Origin of the sequence: Burkholderia ubonensis, assembly GCF_001718695.1 — a bacterium.
Taxonomy (GTDB): domain Bacteria; phylum Pseudomonadota; class Gammaproteobacteria; order Burkholderiales; family Burkholderiaceae; genus Burkholderia; species Burkholderia ubonensis_B.
This window is the reverse complement of the sequence record NZ_CP013421.1, coordinates 549681-575156: the sequence shown is the minus strand read 5'-3', so window position 1 is coordinate 575156 and position 25476 is coordinate 549681. Positions and strand designations below refer to the sequence as shown.

At 71.5% G+C, this 25476-nt stretch carries 13 protein-coding genes and 1 pseudogene; 1 reads left to right on the top strand and 13 read right to left on the bottom strand.

The window, feature by feature from the left end:
• Positions 1 to 572: 572 nt before the first annotated feature.
• The 13 genes and pseudogenes from WJ35_RS17390 to WJ35_RS17330 all read right to left on the bottom strand — a co-directional run bounded on the left by WJ35_RS17390 (position 573) and on the right by WJ35_RS17330 (position 25010).
• A complete protein-coding gene (locus tag WJ35_RS17390) occupies positions 573 to 1694 on the bottom strand; it encodes a sensor histidine kinase (protein WP_045579596.1) in 1122 nt (373 codons plus the stop codon).
• A gap of 230 nt (positions 1695 to 1924) precedes the next feature.
• Positions 1925 to 4690: a malto-oligosyltrehalose synthase gene (gene treY / locus WJ35_RS17385; protein WP_069239589.1), complete on the bottom strand. Its 2766-nt coding sequence runs from the start codon at positions 4688 to 4690 to the stop codon at positions 1925 to 1927.
• Positions 4687 to 6924, bottom strand: a complete 2238-nt coding sequence (gene malQ, locus WJ35_RS17380) for a 4-alpha-glucanotransferase (RefSeq protein WP_069239588.1) — start codon at positions 6922 to 6924, stop codon at positions 4687 to 4689. The genes treY and malQ overlap by 4 nt, the downstream gene beginning before the upstream one ends.
• Positions 6925 to 6934: 10 nt before the next feature.
• Complete coding sequence (gene treZ / locus WJ35_RS17375) at positions 6935 to 9088, bottom strand: malto-oligosyltrehalose trehalohydrolase (RefSeq protein WP_069239587.1); 2154 nt, start codon at positions 9086 to 9088, stop codon at positions 6935 to 6937.
• Complete coding sequence (glgX, locus tag WJ35_RS17370; protein WP_069239586.1) at positions 9085 to 11211, bottom strand: glycogen debranching protein GlgX; 2127 nt, start codon at positions 11209 to 11211, stop codon at positions 9085 to 9087. The genes treZ and glgX overlap by 4 nt, the downstream gene beginning before the upstream one ends.
• A 32-nt stretch (positions 11212 to 11243) precedes the next feature.
• Positions 11244 to 13445 carry a 1,4-alpha-glucan branching protein GlgB gene (gene glgB, locus WJ35_RS17365; protein ID WP_069239585.1) on the bottom strand — a complete coding sequence of 734 codons (2202 nt, stop codon included), beginning with the start codon at positions 13443 to 13445 and terminating at the stop codon, positions 11244 to 11246.
• Positions 13442 to 16850 (bottom strand): annotated as a pseudogene (treS, locus tag WJ35_RS17360) (maltose alpha-D-glucosyltransferase). The gene glgB and the pseudogene treS overlap by 4 nt, the downstream one beginning before the upstream one ends.
• Positions 16850 to 20251, bottom strand: coding sequence for an alpha-1,4-glucan--maltose-1-phosphate maltosyltransferase (locus WJ35_RS17355; protein ID WP_069239584.1), 3402 nt, complete (start codon positions 20249 to 20251; stop codon positions 16850 to 16852). The pseudogene treS and the gene WJ35_RS17355 overlap by 1 nt, the downstream one beginning before the upstream one ends.
• A 198-nt stretch (positions 20252 to 20449) precedes the next feature.
• Complete coding sequence (locus WJ35_RS17350) at positions 20450 to 20938, bottom strand: phage protein NinX family protein (RefSeq protein ID WP_045579604.1); 489 nt, start codon at positions 20936 to 20938, stop codon at positions 20450 to 20452.
• Positions 20939 to 20975: 37 nt separating this feature from the next.
• Positions 20976 to 21767, bottom strand: coding sequence for an endonuclease/exonuclease/phosphatase family protein (locus WJ35_RS17345; RefSeq protein ID WP_069239583.1), 792 nt, complete (start codon positions 21765 to 21767; stop codon positions 20976 to 20978).
• A complete protein-coding gene (locus WJ35_RS17340; protein WP_069239582.1) occupies positions 21758 to 23977 on the bottom strand; it encodes a VTT domain-containing protein in 2220 nt (739 codons plus the stop codon). The genes WJ35_RS17345 and WJ35_RS17340 overlap by 10 nt, the downstream gene beginning before the upstream one ends.
• On the bottom strand, positions 23974 to 24312 hold the full coding sequence (locus WJ35_RS17335) for a hypothetical protein (RefSeq protein WP_069239581.1): 339 nt from the start codon (positions 24310 to 24312) through the stop codon (positions 23974 to 23976). Before WJ35_RS17335 ends, WJ35_RS17340 begins: the two co-directional genes overlap by 4 nt.
• Positions 24309 to 25010 (bottom strand): MgtC/SapB family protein, encoded by a 702-nt coding sequence (locus tag WJ35_RS17330; RefSeq protein WP_011879956.1) that lies wholly within the window; start codon positions 25008 to 25010, stop codon positions 24309 to 24311. The genes WJ35_RS17335 and WJ35_RS17330 overlap by 4 nt, the downstream gene beginning before the upstream one ends.
• A 177-nt stretch (positions 25011 to 25187) precedes the next feature.
• On the opposite strand from WJ35_RS17330, the gene WJ35_RS17325 reads away from it, so the two are divergent.
• The gene (locus WJ35_RS17325; protein ID WP_011879957.1) at positions 25188 to 25430 is read left to right on the top strand and encodes a DUF6566 family protein; all 243 of its coding nucleotides are present in this window, start codon (positions 25188 to 25190) and stop codon (positions 25428 to 25430) included.
• Positions 25431 to 25476 lie beyond the last annotated feature (46 nt).

Sequence of the window (25476 nt, the reverse complement as noted above, 5' to 3'; positions counted from 1 at the left end):
ACAGTCAAGGTTGAGGGCTGAGATGGGGCGGAGGAATGCGCTGTACCGTTGAGGCTGGACACCTTCCGGTGGAACTCGGGGTCGGCCTCGCTGCCGCGAGGCGCCCGGGTTTCCGCCCGTGCGACTGATGGAGCCGATAGCGCGCGGGCGTCAAGGAAAAAGGCGAGGGAGGGGGGCGGGTAACACGGTCCCTCGCCCCTTGATGCCCGCGCGCTATCGGCTACTGTCGCGGGTCGAGGGCGGGAACCTGGGTGCCACGTGCAGCACGTGCCTCGAGTTGACCGGACAGGGTCGAGGCTGAAAGGCTGGCGGATGAGCGGGTTGACTGCTATGCCAGGGATTGATCCCCGTTAGGGGCGACACGCGGAACTGGGCTCGACTCGCAGCACGAAAGCCTGGTCACGACGCGTGAGCGGCGGCAGGCATCCGACGTTGGCCTAGGTGGTATGGCGCGCGCAGGCTACAACGGCAACGCGTTGTCAGCGGGCTTGGCCGAAGGTCTGAAATCGTTTTTCAGGACGATTCACGTGCGGCGCGCGGTGCGATGTGCGGCACCGCCACGCCGCGGCATGTCACGCGCGTCGCGGCAGCCGCACCGCGAATACCGTTTCCGACGCGTCGGAGCGCGCGTCGATCCGCCCGCGATGCGCGTGGGCGATTTCGCTAGCGATGTACAGGCCGAGGCCCAGTCCGACGTCCTCGCCGCTTTTCTCTGATGGACTGGTGCCGCGTTGCAGCGGATCGAAGATGCGCTCCAGCAGATCCGGCGCGACGGGCGGACCGCTGTTGCCGATCTCGATCGTCACTTCGTCGTCGCTCGCGATCGCGCTGGCGCGAACCGGCGTATTGGCCGTTCCGTACTTCAGCGCGTTGGTCAACAGATTGCTGAGCAACTGCTGCATCCGCTGATCGTCCCAGTTGCCGCGGAGGTCGCCGCGCACGTCGACATTGATTTCGCGGTCCGGATGCGCGGCCCGCAACTCATCGACCACATTGGCCACGACATGGGCGAGATCCGCGTCGCGGCGAATCACGTTGATGCCGAGCCCGAGCTGCGTCCGGCTGAAATCACACAGGTCGTCGAGCAGCGACTGCATGCGACCGCCGCTTCTGATCAGCCTGGCGGCGGCTTCCGACACCTTTTCGCCCGCATTGAGCGCCGACAGATAGCTTGCCGTCAGGCGTATCGTTTGCAACGGCGTGCGCATGTCGTGCCCGAGCATGCCGAGCAACAGGTTGCGCGCCTGCTCGACCTGCTCGGTAAAGAACGCGACCGATTCGGCGAGCGCCTGATCGATCGCTTCGTTGAAGCGGATCATGTCGTCGAGATCGGGCGGGCTCGGCCGACACTCGTCGATCCACATCCCCAGCACGCTGGCGCGCAGCGCGCGATACTCGGCCGCCAGCTGGTTGATGTCGAAGCCGCGCCGCGCGCGCAGCACGGCATGCGTCTGGGCGGCCGTTTCCGAGGCATTCGTCGGCTTGGGTGCGCGGCCGAGCGATTTTTCCCGCTGTTCTTCCCGCGTTTGTGGGGTTGCGATGTCCTTGGCAATCGCCTCCAGGATCTGGCGAGCATGATCGCGCAGCCCGTGGGAGTCGATGGTTCTCGCGGCCGGGAGCAGCGTTGCAGCGAACGCCTCCCACTGCACGAGGATCGGTTCCATGTTGCGCGTGATGAATTCGGCTAGACGCATGTCGCCCCTCATGACGGAATGAATGGTGGACGCTTCTGTCGATGCGCACGATATCACGTCAATGCCGGGAAACGGGATGATCCGCGGGCTGGCGCGGGAGCGAGCGGCTCCCCGGGCGCCCGGGATCGCGCACGGCGGGGGCGGTTCGATCGCGAGCGGTGGGTCGGGCGCGAGGGTAGTCGACCGGTCGGCGGTTGCCGTCGCCGGGGGAGTGCGGGCCGCCCCCCGCTTCAGCCCCGACCGCGCGTCGCGACGACCACGGCCACCGGCAGCGCCGACAAACACCGGTCGAGCCGCAGCATGCCGTCATGCGTCTCGACCGCGCCGCCGCCGTTCAGGCAGTCGAGCCACGGCCCGCCCGCCACCGGCGGCAGCACGACCGCCGTATCGCCCCATTCCCGAGGCTCGATGCGCGGCAAGCCCGGCATGTCGCCGAGCAGGCGGCACGCGAGCCGCATCACGACGACCACGACGGTCGCCGTGTCGTCGCGGCGGGCGAACGCCACCGCATGCCGCCCGAGCGGACCGCGCACGCGCAGCGGCACGTACGCGCCGTCCGCGAACGTCGTCCGCCGGTGCGCGCGCAGCGCGAGCATCCGCTCGATCAGTGCGCGCTTCACGCGCGCGTCCGGCCAGTCGCGTAGATACGCGGCGACCGGCCGATCGACCGGCTCGGCCGCGAGCTGCGCGAACGGCACCTCGCGCCGGTTGTCGGGATCGACGAGCGAGTGATCCCATAACTCGGTACCTTGATACAGATCGGGCACGCCTGGCGACGCGATGCGCAGTGCCACCTGCGCGAGACTGTTGACGACGCCGGCCGGGGCGATCCGCGCGACGAACGCATGCAGCCGATGCAGAAAATCGCCCGCACCGCGCGGCGTGAGGATCGCGCGCACGAACTGCTCGCTCGCGCGTTCGTAGTCCGCATCGGGCGCGAGCCAGTCGGTGTGCTGCTTCGCTTCGCGCAACGCCTTGGTCTGCCAGCCCACCACACGCTCGGCCAGCGCGGCGACGCCCGCCGCGTCGTCGGGCGCGAGCGTCGGCGGCCAGCAGCCCACCAGCGTCTGATACAGCATGGCCTCGGCCGCCGGCCCCGGCGTCCACGCCAGATCGCGATGCGCGGCGCCGCGATGCGGCTGGTTCAGCGCCGACCAGTCGAGCGACACCGCGCGCCACGCGTCCGGCACTTCGCTCAGCACGGCCAGGCGCGCACGCACGTCTTCGCCGCGCTTGTGATCGTGCGTCGCGGTGGCGACGAGCGTGCGCGGCACGCTGCGCGCGCGACGCCGGTTGCGCGCGTGGAACGCGCCGCGCGACAGGCTGAAGTCGCCCGCGTCGGCGCCGACCTCGTTGCGCGACAGCAGCCGGCCGTAGCGGTAGTTCGCCGTATCCTCGACGCCCTTCGCGGCAAGCGGCGCGCTCAGCTGTGCGAACGCGACGCGCACCGCGAGCAGCGCGGCCGGATCGGCGCGCGGCACGCGGATGCCGGGCAGCCCGAGCCAGGCGGCGGCGCGCTCGAGCGCATAGCGGTCGGACGGATCGATCGCCGCGCGGGCCGCGTCGTACGCGCGTTCGAGCACGCGGCGATCGGCGTCGCCCGGTTCGTCGCCGAGCGCCGGATACATGCGGTACACGGGCAGGTGCACGGCGAGTTCGCCCAGCACGCGGTGCAGCGCGTTGCGGCTGATGTCGCGGGTCGCCGGCGCGGCGCGCGCGATGCGGTGCAGCGCCCGCGCGAGCCGCGCATGCTCGCCCGCGAGCTGGCGCGCGAGCACGCGCCGCTTGCCGGCGGTCGCCTCGTCGGCGAAGGTGCGCGTCGAGCCCGACACGGCGGCCCAGTGCGCGGCGAGCGGCGCGGCGCCGGCCGGGTCGTGCAGCAACGCGGCGACGTCGTTCATGAAATCGTAGCCGGTCGTGCCGTCGGCGTGCCAGTCGTCGGGCAGCGTCTCGCCCGGCGCGAGAATCTTCTCGACGACGAGGAACGGCCGCTCGTCGCGCTGCGCGGCGAGCCGCGCATGCAGACGCCGGCAATACGCGCCCGGATCGGCCAGGCCGTCGACGTGATCGATGCGCACGCCGTCGACGAGGCCCGCCGCATGGAGCGCCAGCGGCAGCGCATGCACTGCATCGAACACCGCTTCGTCCTCGACGCGCACGGCCGCGAGCGTGGTGATGTCGAAGAACCGCCGCCAGTTCAGTTCGTCGGCGGCGGTGCGCCACCACGCGAGCCGATAGTGCTGGCCTTCGAGCAGATGGTGCAGGCAGGCGCGCGAGCGCGCGCGCCGCGGATCGACGCCGCGCAGCACCGCGTCGAACGCGTGCGCGCCGTGCTCGGCCGCGTAGTCGCGCAATGCCGCGTGCGCCTGCGCGAGCCGCGCGCTGCCGCGCAGCGGCGCGGCGGCGAAGCGTTCGGCCAGCGCGTTCAGGTCCGCGCGGTTCGCGATGCGCAGGATCTCCGCATAGGTCGCGGCCGCGACCGGCAGCGTGCGGCCCGGGCATGCGAAGAAGAAGCGCCCCGTCTGCGGATCGACGTCGAGCGTGATGTCGCCGGCCGCGAGCGCGTCGCCGTACGGCGCGCCGAGGCAGGGCAGCAGCACCTTGCCGTCGAGCGCCGCATCGGGCGGATGCCAGTCGATGTCGAAGTAGTGCGCGTAGGGGCTTGCCGGCCCCCATTCGAGCACGTCGCGCCACCAGTGGTTCGATGCGCCGCCGATGCCCATATGGTTCGGCACGATGTCGACGATGACGCCGAGGCCGCGCGCGCGCAGCGCCTCGACCAGTCGCTTGAAGCCGGCTTCGCCGCCGAGCTCCGCGCTGATCGCGCGATGGTCGACGGTGTCGTAGCCGTGCAGCGAGCCGGGCTCGGCCGTCGTGATCGGCGACAGGTACAGATGGCTCACGCCGAGCCGCGCGAAATAGTCCGCGTGCGCGGCCGCATCGCCGAACGTGAAGCCCGCGTGCAGTTGCACGCGCAGGGTCGCGCGCGGCGTCATGCGTCCTCCCGGCGCGCAGTGCGTGCGCGTTCGATCGCGGCGATGCGCTCGCGCACCGGTGCGTCGAACAGCGCGTCGATCGCGCGCGGCAGCCGCCGCAGCCAGTTCGGATGGCCGCACGGCGGGCCGGGAAGGTTCGGCTGTGCGTCGAGGCCGAGCAGGTCTTCGAGCGGCACGATCGCGAGCGGCGACGGGCTGCGCGCGACGTAGGCGACGACTGCGTCGACCGGCGGCGCATCGGGCGGCGGCATGGCCTGATCGGCCGGCGCACAGCCGGCGCGCTGCAGCGCACGCCACAGCGCCGTGCGTTCGGCCGCGCGCTCGGTTTCCGCGCTGGCGGCAGCCGCCGCGAGGTCGGGATCGGGCGGCGATGGATCGCGGCCGGCGTCATCGGCGTCGTCGCGCAAGCACGGCGCGTTGCGTTCATCGCCATCCGCGCCATCCGCCCCATGTGCGGCCGCGGCCAGCCCGACGTCGTCGCCCGCGCCGTGTGCGGGCCCGTCGTCCCGCTGCGCGTGCGCGCCGCGCCGCCATTCGAGATCGACGCCGCGCCACCAGCCGGCAACGGTCGGCAGATCGTGCGTCGACGTCATCGCGACCGTGTCGCGATCCCAGTCCGACGGCGGCCGGAATGCGCCGTCGGCGTCGCGCTCGAACCACAGCACGCGCATGCCGGCGATGCCCTGCGCGGCGATCCGCTCGCGAAAGCCGGCCGGCACCGTGCCGAGATCCTCGCCGATCGCAATCGCGCGATGCCGGGCCGCCTCCAGCGCGACGATGCGCAGCAGATCGTCGAGCGGATAGCGCAGGTACGCGCCGTCGCGCGGCGAGCGGCCGTGCGGCACGATCCACAGGCGCGCGAAGCCGAGCACGTGATCGATGCGCACGCCGCCCGCATGCGCGAACGCCGCGCGCAGCAGCTCGATGAACGGCGCGAAGCCGGTCGCGCGCAGCGCGTCCGGCGTCCAGGTCGTCACGCCCCACGCCTGGCCGTCGGTGTTGAACAGGTCCGGCGGCGCGCCGACCGACACGCCGCGCAACAGCGTCGTGCCGTGCGCCCATGCATCGCTGCCCGCGCAATCGGAGCCGACCGCCAGATCGGCGATCAACCCGAGCGCCATCCCTGCATCGCGCGCCGTCGCCTGCGCGCGGCCGAGCGCGTCGGACGCGCACCATTGCAGGAACGTGTGGAAGGCGATCGTGTCCGCGTGGGCCTGCGCGAACGCGTCGACCTCGGGCGACGTCGGGTCTCGCCACTGCGCGGGCCATTGCCGCCAGTCCGCGCCGATCCCGTTCTCGATGCAGAACGCCTGCAGCGCGTCGAAGCGCGCATGCGCGTCGAGCGCCGCGCCGCCGGCCGCGCGGAATCGTTCGAATGCGTCGCGCGCCGGCTCGCCGTTTTCGCGCCAGGCGTCGAAGCACGCACGCAGGCGCCGCAGTCGCAGCGGCAGCACGTGCGGCCAGTCGATCAGCGGCGTGTCGGGCGCGCGGCCGTCGTCGTGGGCCGGCTCGCGCGTGCATCGCACGAAGTCCGCGCCCGGCACCGCCTCGCAGTCGAGATAGGCGACGTTGTGCCAGCGCCGCGACGACGGCGAATACGGGCTGTCGTGCTCGGGCAGCGCCGGATAGCCGGCGTGCGTCGGGCTGATCGCGACCGCGTGCGCGCCATGCCTTGCCGCGTGCGCGGCGAGTTCGGCGAGCGCCGAGTAGTCGCCGGCGCCGTCGTCGTTGGTGCGGCGCAGCCCGTACAGTTGCGCCGCGATTCCCCAGCGGCCGTCAATCTGCGGCATGCGCTCGCCGGCGAACGGGCGCGCGCGCGGCGGCGCGATCGCGAGCGCAACGCGTCGTGCGCCGAGGTCGAGCGTGTGATAACCGGGCTCGTCGATCGGCGCCAGCGTGCCGGATTCGCCGCCGGCGGTGACGCGCCCGTCGACGTGCGCGCCCGATTCGAGCGTGATCCGGTAGCGCGTGCCGGCCGGCGCGACGGCGTGTGGCAGCGCGAGCGGCGCACCGGCGTCGCCGGTGACGAGCTGCGGCGGCGCGTTGCGCGCATCGGCAAGCGCGGCCGCGCTGTCGACGCGCTCGATCGGCGTGCCGCAGGGCCAGCCGAGTGCGTCGACCAGCGCGACGAGCGCGTCGTCGTCCACCCGACGCGCGACACCGCCCGCGTCGGTCCAGTCCGGTTCGAGCCCCGCGGCGCGCGCGAGCTCGGCGATCGATACGTCGGTCGTCATGTGTTAGCCGTCATGTGTTGGCCGTCGGTGCGTTCGCGCGATGCATCAGCGCGTCGTGGTTGACCGCGCCATCGCGCCAGACGATGCAGCTGCGCGCCGGCAGGCGCCGGTCAGCGAGCCGGTCGCGCGCGCGCGGTGGCGTCTCGAACACGACCTTGCCGACCGGCAGCGTGTCGAGCACCGCATCGTGCGAGCCGGGATTGAAGGCGATCGTCAGCGTGCTGCCGTCGCCGAGCCGCCAGCGGGCGGCGAGGGCGATGGGGGTGTCGTTGGGGTTGCCGTTGCCGTGGCTGTCACCGGCGTCGCCACTGTCGTCTCTAGCAGCACTAGCGCCGTCAGCGCCGGCGTCGCCGGTACCGCCAGCTTCACCAGCGCCGCTCCCAGCAGCACCGGCAGCAGCACCAGCAGCACCAGCAGCACCAGCAGCACCAGCAGCACCAGCAGCACCAGCAGCACCAGCAGCACCAGCAGCACCAGCACCGGCACCAGCACCAGCACCACCAGCACCGCCGTTACCCACGCCCTCCACATGCGCCCCCAACAACTCGACCCCCAACGCCCGCGCTCCCGGCAAATGCGGCGTCACCAGCGCTGCCCGCACCGTCAGCGCGCTGCGGTAGAACCGCCGCCACGTATCGGCATCCTGATGCGCGTTCTCGTGCGCGTGCGCCGGCGACGACCGCACGAACGTCCCGAGGTCGTTCGGATCGGGAATCGCGTCGCGATGCGCGGGGTCTGCAAAAGCCGGGAACGCGGCGAACTCGCGGCGGCGGCCGTCGCGCACCGCATCGGCGAGCTCGCCGCGATAGTCGGTGAAGAACTGGAACGGCTGCGTGCTGCCGTCTTCCTCGCCCATGAACAGCAACGGGATCTGCGGCGACAGGAGCAGCAGCGCGGTCGCCGCGCGCACCGCGTCGTCGTTCGCGAGCGCGCGCAGCCGTTCGCCGAACGCGCGGTTGCCCACCTGATCGTGGTTCTGCAAAAACGCGACGAAGCTCGTCGGCGCGAGATGCGCGCTCGATTCGCCGCGCGGCGCGCCGTCGTGCAGCGGCGACGGCTCGCCCTGATACGCAAAGCCTTCGCCGAGCGTGCGCGCGAGCCGGCGCAGCGGCGCGTCGGCGTACGCGCGGTAATAGCCGTCATGCTCGCCCGTCAGCAGCACGTGCGCGCTGTTGTGGAAATCGTCGTTCCACTGCGCGTCGAAGCCGTCCGGCCCCAGCAGGCTCGCGGTATTGCGCTCGTTCTCCAGCACCAGATGCACGTGGCGCGCGTCGCCGACATGGGCGCGCACGCGGCGCGCCAGCTCGCGCAGCCACGCGTCGTCGTCGATGGCATGCGCGGCGTCGATCCGCAGCCCGTCGAAGCGATACTCGTCGAGCCAGTACAACGCGTTCTCGATGAAGAACGTGCTCGGCTGCGCGCGCGAGAAGTCGATGGCCGGCCCCCACGCGGTCTTGCGGTCCGCGCGGAAGAATTCCGGTGCGTAGCGCGGCAGGAAATTCCCGTCCGGGCCGAAATGGTTGTAGACGACGTCGAGGAACACCATCAGGCCGAGACCATGCGCGTCGTCGATCAGCGCCTTCAGTTCTTCGGGCCGGCCGTACGACGCATCGGGCGCGAACGGCAGCACGCCGTCGTAACCCCAGTTGCGCGCGCCGGGGAACGCGTTGATGGGCATCAGCTCGATCGCCGTGACGCCAAGCGCGGCCAGCGCCGGCAGCCGCCGCTCGACGTTCGCGTAGCCGCCGCACGCGCCGGCGTGCAGCTCGTACAGGACCGTTTCGTGCCAGGGCCGGCCCCGCCATGCGTCGTTGCGCCAGCGGTACGCGGCCGGATCGACGACCTGGCTCGGGCCGTGCACGTCGTACGGCTGGAAGCGCGACGCCGGGTCCGGCACCGCGAAGCCGTCGTCGAGCACGTAGCGGTACAGCACACCGGCGCCGCACGCGGCGACCACCTCGAACCAGCCGTCGCCGGCGGGCTGCATGTCGATGCGTTGTTCGCCCGGGCGCTTGCCCTCGAAATCGCCCTGCAGCTCGAGCGCGGCGCTGCGGCTTGCCGGCGCCCATAGCCGGAAGCGCGTGTGTCCGGCGTCGACGCAGGTCGCGCCGAACGACGACGCATACGCGTGCGTGCCGGGCGGAAGGTCGGAACGTGACGTCATGACGGCTCCTTGGTGGACAGGTCGGGCGGCACGGCCGCCACCGCGATCACGGCGGCGTGCGCGGCGACCTCGACGCCGCTGTCGGGCCACGAGCGCGGGCCGGCGTCGGGCGTCGCGGTATCGAGCAGCACGCGGTACTCGAGCGCGGGCGCGGGCTGCTGGAACGTGATCGTGTCGGCCGACGCATTGAGCATCACGAGCAGCGCCTCGGTGCGGCCGGTGCGGCCGGTGCCGACGCGCCGCATCGTCAGCGCGCGGCGCTCGCCGTCTTCCCACGCGGGCACGCTCAGCACCTCGCCGCGCTCGTCGAACCATTCGATCTCGCGCATGCCGGGCGCGCCGTCGCGGTCGCCCGACGGGTAGTGCGGCGCGGACATCACCGGATACATGCGCCGCATCGCCGCGAGCCGCGACACGAAGCGGATCATCTGCGTGCCTTCGTCGCCGTGCGCGAGCTCCCAGTCCAGCCACGACAGCGGATTGTCCTGGCAGTACGCGTTGTTGTTGCCGGCCTGCGTGCGGCCGAACTCGTCTCCGGACAACAGCATCGGCGTGCCGAGCGCGGTGAATAGCGTCGCGAGCATCGAGCGCGCGACGCGCGCGCGCAGGTCGCGGATCGCCGGATCGTCCGTCGGCCCTTCGGCGCCCCAGTTCGCGCTGCAGTTGTCGTCGCGGCCGTCGCGGTTGTTCTCGCCGTTTGCTTCGTTGTGCTTGTGCTCGTAAGCCACCAGGTCCGCCAGCGTGAAACCGTCATGCGCGGTGACGAAATTGATCGACGCCCAGGTCCGGCGGCGCTGATGATTGAACAGATCGGCCGACCCGGCGAGCCGCGCCGCCAGCTCCGGGCGCTGGCCGGCGTCGCCGCGCCAGAAGCGCCGCACCGTGTCGCGAAAGCGCCCGTTCCATTCGGCGAAGCCGGGCGGATGGTTGCCGAGCTGGTAGCCGCCCGGTCCGACGTCCCACGGTTCGGAGATCAGCTTGCGCTGCGCGAGGATCGGGTCCTGCCGCAACGCGTCGAAAAATCCCGAGCCGGGCTCGAAGCCGTGATCCTCGCGACCGAGCGTGACGCCGAGATCGAAGCGGAATCCGTCGAGGTGGAGCGCTTCGACCCAGTAGCGCATCGAATCCATCACCATTTGCAGCACGCGCGGATGCGACAGGTTGAGCGTGTTGCCGCAGCCGGTCTCGTCGACGTGATAACGCGGATCGTCCTGCCGCAGCCGGTAGTAGCTCGCATTGTCGAGGCCGCGCCACGAGATGGTCGGCCCGAGCTCGTTGCCTTCGCAGGTGTGGTTGTACACGACGTCGAAGATCACCTCGATGCCGGCCGCATGGAGGCTGCGCACCGCGTGGCGCATTTCGTCGAGCCTGCCGCTGGCGAGGTACGCCGGCTCGGGCGCGAAGAAGGCCATCGTGTTGTAGCCCCAGTAGTTGCGCAGGCCGCGGTTCACGAGCGCGCGCTGCTGGAGGAACGCATGCACGGGCAGCAGCTCGACGGTCGTCACGCCGATCGACAGCAGATGATCGATGAACGCCGGATGCGCGAGCGAGGCGAACGTGCCGCGCTCCGGCGCGCGCAGGCCGGCGCGCCGCATCGACGCGCCGCGCACGTGGGTTTCGTAGATCACGGTATTGCGCCACGGCACGTCCGGGCGCCGGTCGGTGCTCCAGTCGAACGCCTCGTCGACCACCACGGCCTTCGGCATCGCGGGCGCCGAGTCGCGGCGGTCCATCGACAGGTCGGAGCGGTTCGAATGCACGCGGTAGCCGAACAGCGCGTCGGACCAGCGGAAATGACCGACCAGCTTGCGCGCGTACGGGTCCAGCAGCAGCTTGGTCGGATTGAAGCGATGGCCCTGCTGCGGCTGATACGGCCCGTCCGCGCGAAAGCCGTACACGGTGCCCGGATGCGCGTTCGGCAGGTAGCCGTGCCAGATCTCGTCGGTGCACTCGGGCAGGTCGAGCCGCGCGAGTTCCTTGCGGCCGGTCGGATCGAACACGCACAGCTGGATGCGATGCGCATGCGCGGAAAACACCGCGAAGTTGGTGCCGAGCCCGTCCCAGGTCGCGCCGAGCGGATAGCAGCGGCCGGGTTCGAGGCGGGCAGGCAGTGCAGACGGCATGGGGAGCGTCTCCGTGTTGAAAGCGTGATGGGTCATGCGGGGGTCAGCCACAGCGTCGCGAGCGGCGGCAGGCGCAACGTCGCTGACCACGGCTGGCCGTGCGCGGGCACGTCCTGCGCCCACGCAGCGCCGTCGTTGCCGGCGTTGGTGCCGCCGTACACGGCCGCGTCGGTGTTCATCAGTTCGCGCCACTGTCCGGGCGCGGGCAAGCCGACGCGATAGCCGACGCGCGGCACCGGCGTGAAGTTGCAGATCGCAACCACTACGCGGCCGCTGTCGTCGCGGCGCGCGAACGCGAGCACGCTGTTGTCGCGATCGTCGCCGATCAGCCACGTGAAGCCGGCCGCATCGCAGTCGAGCGCATGCAGCGCCGGCTCGGACGCGTACGCGCGGTTCAGGTCGCGCACGAAGCGCTGCACGCCCCGGTGCGCGGGCGCGTCGAGCAGATCCCAGTGCGGCGTCCCGTCGTGCGCGAACTCCGACCACTGCGCGAACTCGCCGCCCATGAACAGCAGCTTCTTGCCCGGATGCGCCCACATGAAGCCCAGGTAGGCGCGCAGGCCGGCGAAGCGCTGCCAGCGGTCGCCGGGCATGCGGCGGAGCAGCGAGCGCTTGCCGTGCACGACCTCGTCATGCGACAGCGGCAGCACGAAGCGCTCGGAAAACGCGTAGATGAGGCCGAAGGTCATCTCGTCATGGTGATAGCGCCGGTAGATCGGGTCGCGCGACATGTACTGCAGCGTGTCGTGCATCCAGCCCATGTTCCATTTGTAGCTGAAACCGAGCCCGCCGGCGGCGACCGGCGCGCTCACGCCGGGCCACGCGGTCGATTCCTCGGCGATCGTGACGACGCCCGCCGGCGCGGCCGCGCCGTGCAGCGCGTCGTTGAGCGTGCGCAGGAACGCGACCGATTCGAGGTTCTCGCGCCCGCCGTACACGTTCGGCACCCATTCGCCTTCCTTGCGCGAATAGTCGCGGTACAGCAATGACGCGACGGCGTCCACGCGCAGGCCGTCGACGTGATAGCGGCGCGCCCACGCGAGCGCCGACGCGATCAGGAACGCGCTGACCTCGTTGCGCCCGAGGTTGAACACGCAGGTGTTCCAGTCCGGATGCATGCCTTCGCGCGGATCGGCGTGCTCGTAGAGCGCGGTGCCGTCGAACTGCATCAGGCCGTGCGGATCGGTCGGGAAGTGCGCCGGCACCCAGTCGAGAATCACGCCGATGCCGGCCGCATGCGCGCGGTCGACGAAGCGCGCGAAGCCGTCGACCGGCCCGAAGCGCGCGGAAGGCGCGAACTGCGCGAGCGGCTGGTAGCCCCACGAACCGGCGAACGGATGCTCGGTGACCGGCAGGAATTCGACGTGCGTGAACCCCATGCCCTTCACGTACGGAATCAGCCGCTCCGCGAGCTCGTCCCACGTCGCGCTGCGGTCCATCTCCTCGGGCACGCGCTGCCACGACTCGGCATGCACCTCGTAGATCGACCACGGCACCCGGAACCGCCGCCCGGCGTCGGGCCGCGCGTCGATCCAGCCCGCGTCGTGCCATCCGAAGCCGTCGAGCGCGGCCGTATCGGCGACCACCGACGCGGTGCGTGGCGGCGCCTCGGTCGCGCGCGCGCACGGGTCGGCCTTGTGCGGCAGCAGGCTGCCATCGGCTGCGCACAGCTCGTACTTGTAGTGCTCGCCCGGGCCGATGCCGGGCACGAACAGCTCCCACACGCCCCACGGGCGCCGCAATCGCATCGGATGACGCCGGCCGTCCCAGCTGTTGAAGTCGCCCACCACCGACACGCGCCGCGCGTTCGGCGCCCATACCGCGAAGCGCACGCCGTCGACGCCGTCCACGCGAATGGGCGTCGCGCCGAGGCAGTCGAGCACGGCGGCCGGGTCGCCGGCCGCGAAGCGTGCGAGCGCGGCGTCGTCCAGCAGCGTGCCGAACGCATAGGCGTCGTCGGTCACCTGCTGCGCGTCGGGCCAGTCGATCGCGAGCCGGTAGCGGCCGTCGTGCGTGATCGTGCCGGCGAAGCAGCCGGCCTCGTCGACGCACGCGAGCGCGCCGAGCTCGTCGCCGCCGGGCGTCACGGCGCGCACGCGCAGCGCGCCGGGCAGCAGCGCGCGCACCACCGTGCGCCCGGCCTCGCCGTGCGGGCCGAGGCACGCGAACGGATCGGGATGGCGGCCGCCGAGCAGGGCGTCGATATCGCGGCGGTCGAACAGCGTGTCGGTCATCGGGTGCCTCCGTGGTCGGACGCGGCGTGCGCGTCCAGCAGGCGTTCGACGAGCGCGGCGAGCCCGCCGACCGGCACGCCGAGCCAGTCGGGGCGGTTCGCGGCTTCATAGCAGAGCTCGTACGACGCCTTGTCGATCAGGAACAGCGCGAGCAGGCGATCGGCGTAGCGCGGATCGACGAAGCGTTCCGGCGCATGCTCGGCCGCCGCGCGATAGCACTCGACGAAGCGGTCCGCGGCTGCCTGCCCGAAGCGGTCGAACAACGCGCGCTTGCGGCCGGCCGCCTGCGGCGGCACCTTCTCGATCGCGAACTGCGCGGTCGCGCTCACGTACGACAGCGAACGCAGCAAGCCGGCGACGTCGCGCAGCGGATGCGACTTCGCGCGGCGGCGCTCGAGCGCGCGCGCCGGCTCGCCTTCGAAATCGATCAGCAGCGCGTCGCCCTGCACGTCGAGCACCTGGCCGAGATGGAAGTCGCCGTGGATGCGCGTGCAGACCGCGTCGAGCGTGCGCGGCACCAGCGCGCCGAGCGCCTGCACGGCCGCGTCGCGCGACGCGAGCAGCGTCTCGGCCGCGTCGCGGGCGCTCGGGTCGAGCGCGTCGAGCCGCGTGGCCAGCACGTCGAGCGCATGGCCGAACGAGGCAATCGCGTCGACGCACCAGCCGTCGACGTGCTCGGGCGTCGCGCGCTCCGGCGCGAACGCGGCGTCGTCCGACGGCTGCGCGAGCGCGACGTGCAACTCGCCGAGCCGCGTGCCGACGACGCCCGCGAACGCCGCGTAGCCGAGCAGCGCATCGGGCTCGCCGTCGCGCTCCGCGGGCTCGCCGTCGCCGACGGCCGGCAGCGCCAGCTCGTCGATCGCGCGCTTGAGGAAGTCGAACGAGCGCGTCCACGCGTCGCCCTGGTTGTCGACGTAGCGTTGCAGGATCGCGACCGTGTGCGGCGTGCCGTCGGGATCGACGTGCACGACCTCGCCGGCGAGCGTCGCGGTGTTCGCATAGCCGATCCGCGTCAGGTAACGGCTCATCTCCGCTTCCGGATGCACGCCGTGCGCGACCTTGCGCACCAGCTTCAGCACGATCGCATCGCCGATCACGAGCGAGCTGTTGCTCTGCTCGGCGGCGAGCCAGCGCACTTCGGCATCGTCGCCGGGATCGAGCGCGGCGAGCGCCTGCTCGGGCAGGAACTCGAGGCGGCCGCCGTCGGAAGTCGGCACGGTCGCGCCGTCGCGCAGCATCCGCAACATCCCGCGCCCGAAGGCCGGCAGCGCGAACGCGTCGGTCAGATAGCCGACCGTGTGGCCGCGCCGCACGCGCGCGAGCGCGAGCTGCGCGAACAGCGGGTTCGACGTTTCGCCGCCCCATGCGGCCGCGAGCGGCACCACGTAGCGTTCGACGTCGCCGCCGTGGGTCGTCACCCATGCCTCCGCGTACTGGAACGGCTCGTCAGGCATCGGCGTGACGACGTTCAGCCGCGCGTCGCCGATCTTGCGGTCCTTCGACGCGAACCAGCGGCGCCGCGTGAGCCACGACGACAGCGCGTCGTGCGCGAGCGTATGCAGCTGGCCGACGTCGGGCCGCTGCTCGCCGCGCCGCATCACGATCGTCACGTATTCGGGCAGCGGCTCGGCCTGCGGCTGCCGCCACGACGGCTCGCGGCCGTGCTCGGACAGCACGAACCACAGGAAGCCGTACGGCGGCAGCGTCAGCAGGTAGGTCAGCTGGCCGATCGGCGGGAACGGCGAGTCCGACGTCATCTCGATCGGCACGCGGCCCGCGAATTCGGACAGATCGAGCTCGACCGCCTGCGAGGCGCGCGATAGGTTCGCGACGCACAGCACCGGCTCGTGGCCGTCCAGCTCGCGCAGGTAGGCGAGCACCTTGCGGTTCTCGGGGCGCAGGAAGCGGATCGTGCCGCGGCCGAACACCTGGGTCGCGCGGCGCGTCGCGAGAATGCGGCGGGTCCAGTTCAGCAGCGAGTGCGGATCGCGCGTCTGCGCCTCGACGTTGATCGCGTCATAGCCGTACAGCGAGCCCATCACGGGCGGCAGCACCAGCAATTCCGGATCGGCGCGCGAAAACCCGCCGTTGCGGTCGAACGACCATTGCATCGGCGTGCGCACGCCGTCCCGGTCGCCGAGGTGAATGTTGTCGCCCATGCCGATCTCGTCGCCGTAGTAGATCACGGGCGTGCCGGGCATCGACAGCAGCAGGCTGTTCATCAGCTCGATGCGGCGACGGTCGCGCTCGAGCAGCGGCGCCAGGCGGCGCCGGATGCCGAGATTGAGCCGCGCGCGCCGGTCGCTCGCGTAGACCTCCCACAGATAGTCGCGCTCGCTGTCGGTCACCATCTCGAGCGTCAGCTCGTCGTGATTGCGCAGGAAGATCGCCCATTGGCACGTGGACGGGATCTGCGGCGTCTGCCACAGGATGTCGGTGATCGGGAAGCGGTCCTCGCGCGCAATCGCCATGTACATGCGCGGCATCAACGGGAAATGGAACGCCATGTGGCATTCGTCGCCGCTGCCGAAATACTGCTGCACGTCCTCGGGCCACTGGTTGGCCTCGGCGAGCAGCATGCGGTTCCGGTATCGCGCGTCGAGATCGGCGCGGATGCGGCGCAGGATCTCGTGCGTCTCGGGCAGGTTCTCGTTCGACGTGCCTTCGCGCACGACCAGGTAAGGCACCGCGTCGAGGCGCAGCCCGTCGACGCCGAGGTCGAGCCAGAAGCGCATCACCTGGATCACCTCGCGCACGACGGCCGGGTTGTCGAAGTTGAGGTCGGGCTGGTGCGAGTAGAAGCGATGCCAGAAGTACGCGCCGGCGACCTCGTCATAGGACCAGTTCGAGACCTCGGTGTCGAGGAAGATCACGCGCGTGCCCGCATACTCGCGGCCGGTGTCGGACCAGACGTAGTAGTTGCGATGCGACGAGCCGGGCTTGGCGCGGCGCGCGCGCTGGAACCATGGATGCTCGTCGGACGTGTGGTTGATGACGAGCTCGGTGATCACGCGGATGCCGCGCGCGTGCGCGGCGGCGATCAGGCGCTTGATGTCGCCGAGCTTGCCGTAGTCGGCGTGCACGTCGCGATAGGCGGAGATGTCGTAGCCGTCGTCGCGGCGCGGCGACGGGTAGAACGGCAGCAGCCAGATCGCGTCGACGCCGAGCTCGGCGATGTAGTCGAGCTTCCTGCAGCCCCGCGAAATCGCCGATGCCGTCGTTGTTGGCGTCGAAGAACGACTTGACGTGCAGCTGATAGATCACCGCGTCCTTGTACCAGAGCGGATCGTCCGTGCTCAGTGCGGGCTCGCGGCGCCGCGCACGGCGCGCGCGCGCGGTGCCGGCCGGTGCGACGGACGCGAACTGCGCGCGGCGCACGTCGTCGAGGGAATCTTCGCGTTTCATCATCCGTGTGCTCCCGAAAGGCGCCGGGCCTCGCCCGGCTCGGGCGCCGCCGCTCGCGCGGCGCCGGGCGACGGCGCGAGCCGCCAGATCGCGTACGGCCGCACATGCGGGTCGAGCGATACGTATTGACGATGGCCGCGCCAGGTCTCGGCATGGGCGGCGTCCTGTTCGAGCGCATCGAGCGGCTCGCCGTCGACCAGCCCGAAGCCGCGCCACAGCGACGCGTCCAGCGTGAAGTCGGTGGCCTGCGGATGCCACGGGTCGAGGCTGATCGCCACCACCACGACGCTGTCGTGGGCGGGCGTCGCCTTCACGAACACGAGCACCTGATCGTTGTCCGCAGGGACGAACGTGAGGCCGAGATGGGTTTGCAGCGCCGGATGGTCGCGCCGCGCGCGGTTCAGCCGCGCGACTTCGCCGCCGATATGCGCGGCCTTGCTCCAGTCGCGCGCGCGCAGCTCGTACTTCTCGGCGTCCGCATATTCCTCGCTGTCGGGCAGCGGCGCGGACTCGCCGATCTCGAAGCCCGAATACATGCCCCACGAGCCGGCGAGCGTCGCCGCGAGCGCCGCGCGGATCACGAACTGGGAGCGCGGCGCGTTCTGCAGGTGGCGCGGATTGATGTCGGGCGTATTGACGAAGAAGTTCGGCCGGAAGAATTCGCGCGGCGGCCCGGCCGTCAGCTCGGTCAGATACTCGATGAACTCGTGCTTCGTCTCGCGCCACGTGAAATAGGTGTACGACTGCGAGAAGCCGATCTTGGCGAGCCGGTACATCATCTTCGGCCGCGTGAACGCCTCCGACAGGAACACGACGTCCGGATGCCTGCCGCGCACGTCCGCGATCATCCACGCCCAGAACGGCAGCGGCTTGGTATGCGGGTTGTCGACGCGGAAGATCCGCACGCCGGCTTCGACCCAGAACAGCACGATGTCGCGCAGCGCGAGCCACAGGCCGGGCAGCGCATCGGGCGCGTAGAAGTCGGGGTTCACGATGTCCTGATAGCGCTTCGGCGGGTTCTCCGCATAGTGCAGCGAGCCGTCGGGGCGCCAGTCGAACCAGCCGGGATGCGCGGCGAGCCACGGATGATCGGGCGAGCACTGGATCGCGAAATCGAGCGCGATCTCGAGCCCCTGCGCGCGCGCCGCGTCGACCAGCGTGCGGAATGACTCGAGCGTGCCGAGCTGCGGATGCACGGCCGTGTGGCCGCCGTCGGGCGAGCCGATCGCATACGGGCTGCCGGGGTCGTCGGGGCCGGCGCTCAGCGTGTTGTTGCGGCCCTTGCGCGCGGTCGTGCCGATCGGATGGACCGGCGGAAAGTAGAGCACGTCGAAGCCCATCGCGCGGATCGCCGGCAGGCGCGCGATCACGTCGTCGAACGTGCCGTGCCGGGACGGATCGTTGCTCTGCGAACGCGGGAACAGCTCGTACCAGCTCGCGAAGCGCGCGGCGCGGCGCTCGACCTCGACCGGGTATACCGTCTCGTCGTGCGTGACGAACGGCCGGTAGCGCAGCGCCGCGTATGCGTCGGCGAGCGCCGGTGCGCCGAGCATCGCGAGCCGCGCTTCGGGCGACGCGTCGCCGAATTCGTCGGCGAGCCGCTGCATCTGCGCGATCGCGCGACGGTCGGCCGGCGCGGCCTGTTTCAGCGCGGTCGCGAGCAGCAGTTGCGCTTCGCGCAGCTCCAGCATCACGTCCTGGCCGGCTGCGCGCTTCTTCGCGACGTTGGTGACGAGCGACGCCCAGTCGTCGCGCCATGCGACCACGCGGAACGCGTGACGGCCGAGCCGGTCGAGCACGACGCTCGCGTGCCAGCGATCGTTCGGCTCGGCGACGAACGGCACCTCGCGCCAGTCGTCCTCGTCGTCGGCGCGCCATTGCAGCACGGCTGACAGATGCGCATGGCCGTCCGTGAAGATCGATGCGTGTACAACCAGCGTGTCGCCGATCACGCGCTTGATCGCGAAGCGCCCGCCGTCGACGGCCGGCTCGACGCGCTCGATCGCGATCCGGTCGGCCGCGAGCGCCGCCGATAGCGCGGTGCGCTCGCGGGCCGCGTCGGCGCGCGTCGTCGCGGGCGGGGCGCGCCGGGCGTCGAGCACCGCATAGCCGCCCGGCTCCAGCGTGAACGCCTCGAGCGCGGCCGAGCCGCGCTTGCGCGTGCCGCCGGGCGCGGCGACATGCGTGAAGCCGCCCGGCACGCCGGGCAGGATCGCCGCCGGGTCGACGCGTGCGGGCGCGTCCAGATCGGGATTCAGCGCGACGACGAGCGCCGTGTCGTCGTGTTCGAGCGACGGGCCGCTGCCGCGCAGCAGTACGGTCGCGGTCGCGCCGGGCGCGCTCAGTTGCGCGATCTCGCCGCGTTGCGCCGCCAGCGGCGTCGCGCGGCGCCACGCGTTCGCATCGGCCAGCGCGCCCGACAGATCGAAGCGCGCGCCGTCGAACGCGGCGCGATAGCGCGCGGCGTCCGCGTCGCGCGTCATCAGCGGCAACGCGACGCCGCGCTCGAAGCCCATCGGCACGAGCCAGCCGGTGCCGAGCGCCGCCGCGGTCCACATGGCGCGGTGGTACGCGCGCACCAGCACCTCGTCCGGCGCGCCATGCCAGTCTTCCGCGATGCGCGGGCCGTCGAACGCATCGGGGCACGCGATCGGCGACGCGATGCGGCGCAGCAGCCGGTGCTCGTCGACGAACCACGGCGCGCGCAGATCCCACCAGCGCGCCGACGAGAACACGCCGTCGAAGCCGGCCGCCTCCAACTGCACGAGCGCGTCGCGCGCATGGCCGGGCACGCCCGCGAGCACCGCGACGTCGGGGCGCGCGCGGCGCAGCGCCGCGCGCCACGCGGGCCACCATGCGGCCGGCAGACGCTGCGGCGCGTCGATCAGGAAGCCGGCCGCGCAGGCATCCGCGTACGTGACGAGATGTTTGCACCACCATGCGCCGAGTCCGTCGTGCGCGTCGTGCGGCGCATCGTCGCCGAGCTGCGCGTGCGCGACGTCCATCTCGTGCGCGGCGCTGCGCGGGTCGATCAGGGCGTCGTCGTGCGCGCGCTCGACGTACCAGTCAGGATGCTCGCTGCGCAGCGGGTTGACGCGCGCGATGCGGTCCGGCACGACTTCGAGCATCACGCGCAAGCCGTGACCGTGCGCGAGCTGCGCGAGCCGCGAGAAGGTTTCGAGCGCGCCGGCGCGCGTCGCGAACGCCGCGGCCGGCCGATGGAAATCGGCGACGTGACGCGGAAAGCCCGCGGCGCTGGCGGCCCAGAAGCTGCCGATCAGCACGTGGTCGAAGCCCATTCCCGCGATGTGCGCGAACGTGGCGGGCCATGCGTCGAGCGGGCCGACGAGGCGCGCGTCGCAGAAGTAGACATGCGGGGCGAAGGGCGATGTGACGTTCATGAGGTGCGGATGAGGATCGTGACGAAGGGCGGACGGCGGTTTGCGTCGCAACCGGCGTGCCTGCTCCGTTTTGCGCTTGGGGCCGCGCGCCGCAACGGGCGCTCGCGGCGCTGCGGCCGTCACGCTGTCGTTTTTACATGCGGGTGGCACGACATCTGCATCGCGTGAGCGGCGACGACGGGCCGGCGTCGCGCTGCGTCACATGCGCGGGATCGAGCGGATATCCGAGCTTTCGCCCGTGGCCGGATCGTGGTCGGTGGAAGGAATCGGCACGCCGACGTCGTGCCGCACCGGCATGCCGCGCTCCATCCGGTGCGCGAACGCCGGCGGCGTGTCGACTTCGTCGCCGAAGCGCGCGCGCACGAACGCGCGCAGCAGTGCGACGCGCAGGTTCGGCGCGCGGGCCGCGCAGGTCGACGGGCCGTCGTCGAAGCGCGCATCGCATTCGACGCCGTCCGCGCGCCGCACCACGCGCAGTTCGACCGCGTGCTCGAGCACCGCGCCCGCATCGGCCCACGACGCCGACGGCGCGAACTGCGCGTCGAGCCGCCGCAGCGCGTCGCATGCGGCGGTCACGATCACCTGCGGCTCGACGGCCGTGAAGCTCAGCGTGTCTTCGTCGTCCGCGCACAATGCGCGTGCGCACCAGTAATCGAGGGCCGTTCCGGTGAGTTCGTCGGTTCGCATGGGCAAGGCTCCGTGAGGCTCCATGAAGGGAATGCGCTCAGCCCGCAAGCGGTGTGCCCGCGCCCGGTTCCACGCGCATCTGCGCGACCAGCGGATAGTGATCGGATGCGTGGCGCGCGAGCATGCTGCGATGCACGGCGACGTCGACCAGCAGTTCGCCGGGATGGATCCAGATCCGGTCGAGCGCGAACAGCGGATAGAGGGTCGGGAAGGTGCGCGGCGCGGGCGCGCGCCGGAAGCGCGTCACCAACGTGCGCAGTGCGCGGCCGCGCATCAGCCATTCGTTGATGTCGCCCAGCAGGATCACGGGCATCGCTCCCGTGTCGAACGCAGCGAGCAGGCGCTGCACCTGCTCGCTGCGTTCGGCGGCCGACAGCCCCAGATGGGTCGCCACCACGCGTATCAGGCCGGCGCCGCAATCGATGTCGGCGTCGAGCGCGCCGCGCGGTTCGCGATGGCGGAACGACAGGTCGAGCGTGCGCGCCGCGCGGATCGGGCAGCGCGACAACACCGCGTTGCCGTAGCGCCGCTCGGTGGTGTCGATCGTCACGCCGGCCGCCGCGTTCAGGCCGGTGGCCGCGCGCAGGTGCGCGAGCACGTCGGCGCCCCGCGAGCCGCCGAGCGGCACTTCCTGCAGCGCGATCACGTCCGCGTCGAGCTCGCGGATCACCGCGACGATGCGCTCGACCGCGCGCGCGGGCCATGCGCCGTAGCCGCCGTGGATGTTGTACGTCGCGATCCGCAGGTTGTGCCCGCGCGGCGCGCCGGCCGGCGCGGCGTCCGACGTGACGATGTCCGGCGGCGGCGCCGCTTGCGTGCTCAGCGCCATCGTCGCAGCGCCCGGACGAGCAGCACCGAGAGGCCGACCAGCGCGATGCCGATCGCCGTGAGCCACGCGAACGCGCCGGGATCCGGGTGGCTCAACGCGGCGGTCAGCTGGTGGGCGAACGTCACGGTCAGCGCGATGCCGGGCAGCATCCCGATCGCGGTGCCGACCAGGTAATCGCGCAGCCCGATGTGCGAAGCGCCCGCAACGAGGTTCACGACCGTAAACGGCGCGATCGGCAGCAGCCGCAGCAAGGTCATCGCGACGATGCCGCTCCTGCCGAGATGCCGGCTCAGCCGGTTCGCGCGCGCGCCGGCAAGCCGGCGCACCGCGTCGCGCCCGAGCCAGCGGCCAAGGCCGTAGGTGGCGGCGGCCGCCGCCATCGTGCCCGCGGCCGCATACGCGAAACCGGGCCACGCGCCGAACACGAGGCCCGTGACGGTGATCAGCAGCGTGATCGGCACCGACAGCGTCGCCGCGACCACGTAGCCGGCGAGCAGCAGCGCGGGCGCGCCCGGCAGTTGCGCGGCGCGCATCGCCGCGCGCGCGAGCGACGCGACATTCAGCTCGTGGCCGAGCGGCGAAAAACGCCACGCGGCCGCGAGCGCGGCGATCAGCAGCACGCATGCGCCGAGCACGACGAGACGCGCGCTCAGCGAGCGGCGCTGTTCCAGCGGCACGAATTCGCGCACGAGCCGCTCGGGCTCGATCGGCCGCTCGGGGTCGAGCCGCGCGCTGACGGGCACGAGCGCGTCGAGCTGCGGCGCGACGGCCGGGTCCAGCGTGCGCAGCGTGCGTCCGTCCTTCGCGCGCAGCCGGTCGAGCGCGGCATTCGGCCGTTCCGGCTGCGCGAACGCGTCGGCGACGGCCGCGGGCGTCGTGCCGAGATGCTCGGCGAGCAGCCGGTCGCGCATGTGCGCGATCGCCGCGCGGATGCGCGCGTCGCCCGCGGCGACGAGCGCGATGTCGCATTCGGTGTCGAGCAGCATCGAGCGATTGTTGAGATTCGCGCTGCCGATCACGAGGCACTCGTCGTCGACGATCATCACCTTGCTGTGGACGTTCACCCAATCGCGGTCGAGACCGTCGACGTGCGGATACAGCAGCCGGTAGCGATCGAAGCGGTCGGCCGCGACGAGCGCGGCATGCAGGCGCGCGCGCAGCACGCCCATCGTCGCTTCCTGCAGCCAGCCGCTGTGGGCGGGCGGCGCGACGACGGTCACATCCGGCGCGCACGCGTCGGCGAGGCGCGGCGACAGCGTTTCGCGCACGACGGCCGCCGTGAAGTACTGGTTCTCGATATACAGATGCCGCCGGGCCGCGCGGATCGTGTCCTCCACCAGCGCGCGCACCTGCGACACCGGTTCGCGGTCGCGATGCCGCGGCGCCGTATAGGCGATGCCGAGTTGCACGTCGCGCACGTCGACCGGTACGCCGGGCGGCCAGGGATCGACGTCGTCCTCGCGATCGAGATGGCGATGCGCGCGGATCGCGACGCGGCGCCCGCATGCGTAACGCCAGCGCTGGCGCGCCTGCTCGCCGATCGCCGCCGCCGCGTCGCCGTCGAACATCGCCTGGACGTCGTGAAACGGCCGGTATGACGCGCCGTCCGCGTCGCGGCGGCGCGGCTCGTCGGCCGCATGCGACGGCGTGTCCCAGCGCGCGCGCGTCAGGTCGAGCCCGCCGACGAATGCGACGCGGTCGTCGATCACGACCAGCTTCTGGTGATGCGATGCGCCGCGCGGATGCGCGCCGTCGAGCTGGAACACGATCCCGCGATGGGATTGCCACGCCGTGCGGTACACCGGCGGCCAGTCGCGCTCGAGCGCGTAGATCATCGCGAAGTCCCACGCGAGCACGTAGATGCGCAGGCGCGGACGGGCCGCCGCGAGCGCGCACAGAAACGCGCCGAGCGGCTCCGGAAAGCCGTCGTTCGCGCCGTCGGGCACGAGCCGCATCCGGCTGTCGATGTCCCACCCGACGATGAACACGGTGTGGCTCGCGCGGATCAGTGCCGCGCGCAGCGTCGCGAAATAGGCGGCGCCGTCGATGAGGATGGTGAAGCGGTCCGCATGACGGATCTCGTCGCAGTTCCGGCCGCATTCGAGCATGCCGTGGCGCGTGGGCTCGTCCGCGGGCGACCAGGCCGGTACGGCGTCGTCGCGCGCGTTGACCGCGAACGGCCGGTGCGTCGTCTGGTCGGGCGTGCTCATCGGGCGCCGGCGTCGCGGTTGCCGTCGATACGTTGCAGCAGCACGTCGCAGCGTGCGCGCAACGCCTTCAGCTCGGGCGACGCGAGGTCGATGCGAATCCGCTCGACGCCTTCCGGGTCGCCGTACGCGCATGCGATCTCGTAGATGCCCTGCGCAATCAGCAGCGACGCGTGCGCGATCCTGATCCGGTCGAGCCAGTCGCATTCGGCGTGATGGCAGGCGAGCCACGCGCGCAGCGCGCCGACGACCTGGCTGACGGTGAGCGACTCGCCGCCGCGCATGCGCGCCGCGAGCTGGCTCGTCACGAGGTAGGAGAGCAGGTCCGTCTGGGTCACGCGAAACTCCTTGACGAGTTGTCGTTGTCGGGGCAACAGGTGCGCACGCCGGTGATACCTTTCAGCGTCCGGCAGATCGCCGCAAATTCCGCTCCGCTCGTGCGCGAGAACGACACCGAGATGTCGTCGGTATCGGGGTCGTCGTCGGATTGCTGGACGATGAAGCGCTTCACGCGCACGCGGCCGTTGCCGAGCGCGTCGTGCAGCGTCGCGAGCGTGAGGCCGCCGCGCTCGACGACGAGGCGCAGCGTGCGCTGCTGCCGTTGCGCGATGAAGCGGCGCTCGAGCGGCTTCACGCCGGCGAGGATCACGAGCACGATCGCGGTTGCGCCCAGCGCCGCGACATACATGCCGCCGCCCGCGGCGAGGCCGATGCCGGCCACGGCCCACAGGCTCGCGGCCGTCGTCAGCCCGCGCACCACTTCGCCGCGCAGCAGGATCGAGCCGGCGCCGAGAAAGCCGATGCCCGACACCACCTGCGCGGCGACCCGCGACGGATCGAGCACGACGCCTGCCTGCCCGTGCACGTCGGCGAAGCCGAAGATCGAGACGAGCATCACGAGCGCGGAGCCGACGCACACCAGCATGTGCGTGCGCAGGCCCGCGGCCCAGTTGAGTCGCTCGCGCTCGAGCCCGACCACGCTGCCGAGCAGCGCGGCGAGCAGCAGGCGTCCGAGAAGTTCGATATGGCCGATCATCGTGGCCTCCCTTTTTATCTGGCGTACCGGAGCGGTGCGATGTGCAATGGGGACGCAAGGGGCGTGCCGGGCGCGGAGGCGCGGGCATGTCGTATGCGCGCGGGCAGCGCGGCGTGCGCGCCGATCATGCGGCGCGCATTTTTTTCATGTCATCGCAGATAAGCACAGGGGGCCAGCATGGAGCATCAACCCGATGCACAGGTGCGCGATCCGTATCGCGGCCACGAGATACGCGTGTGGGCGCGCCGCAACGAACGCGGCGCGTGGGCGGACGAGGTGCAGGTGTACGTCGACGGCGCGCGCATCGAGCTGTTCGTGCCGGAGCCGGCGAATCCGGAGTGGGCGTCGGAAGAGGAGGCGCTGCGCGCGGGCGTCGAGCGTGGACGTTATCTGATCGACAAGCGGCTCGATGACGATTGAGTCACGTTGATGCCCGTCGATGCGCGGTCGGTCGGTATGGCGTTTG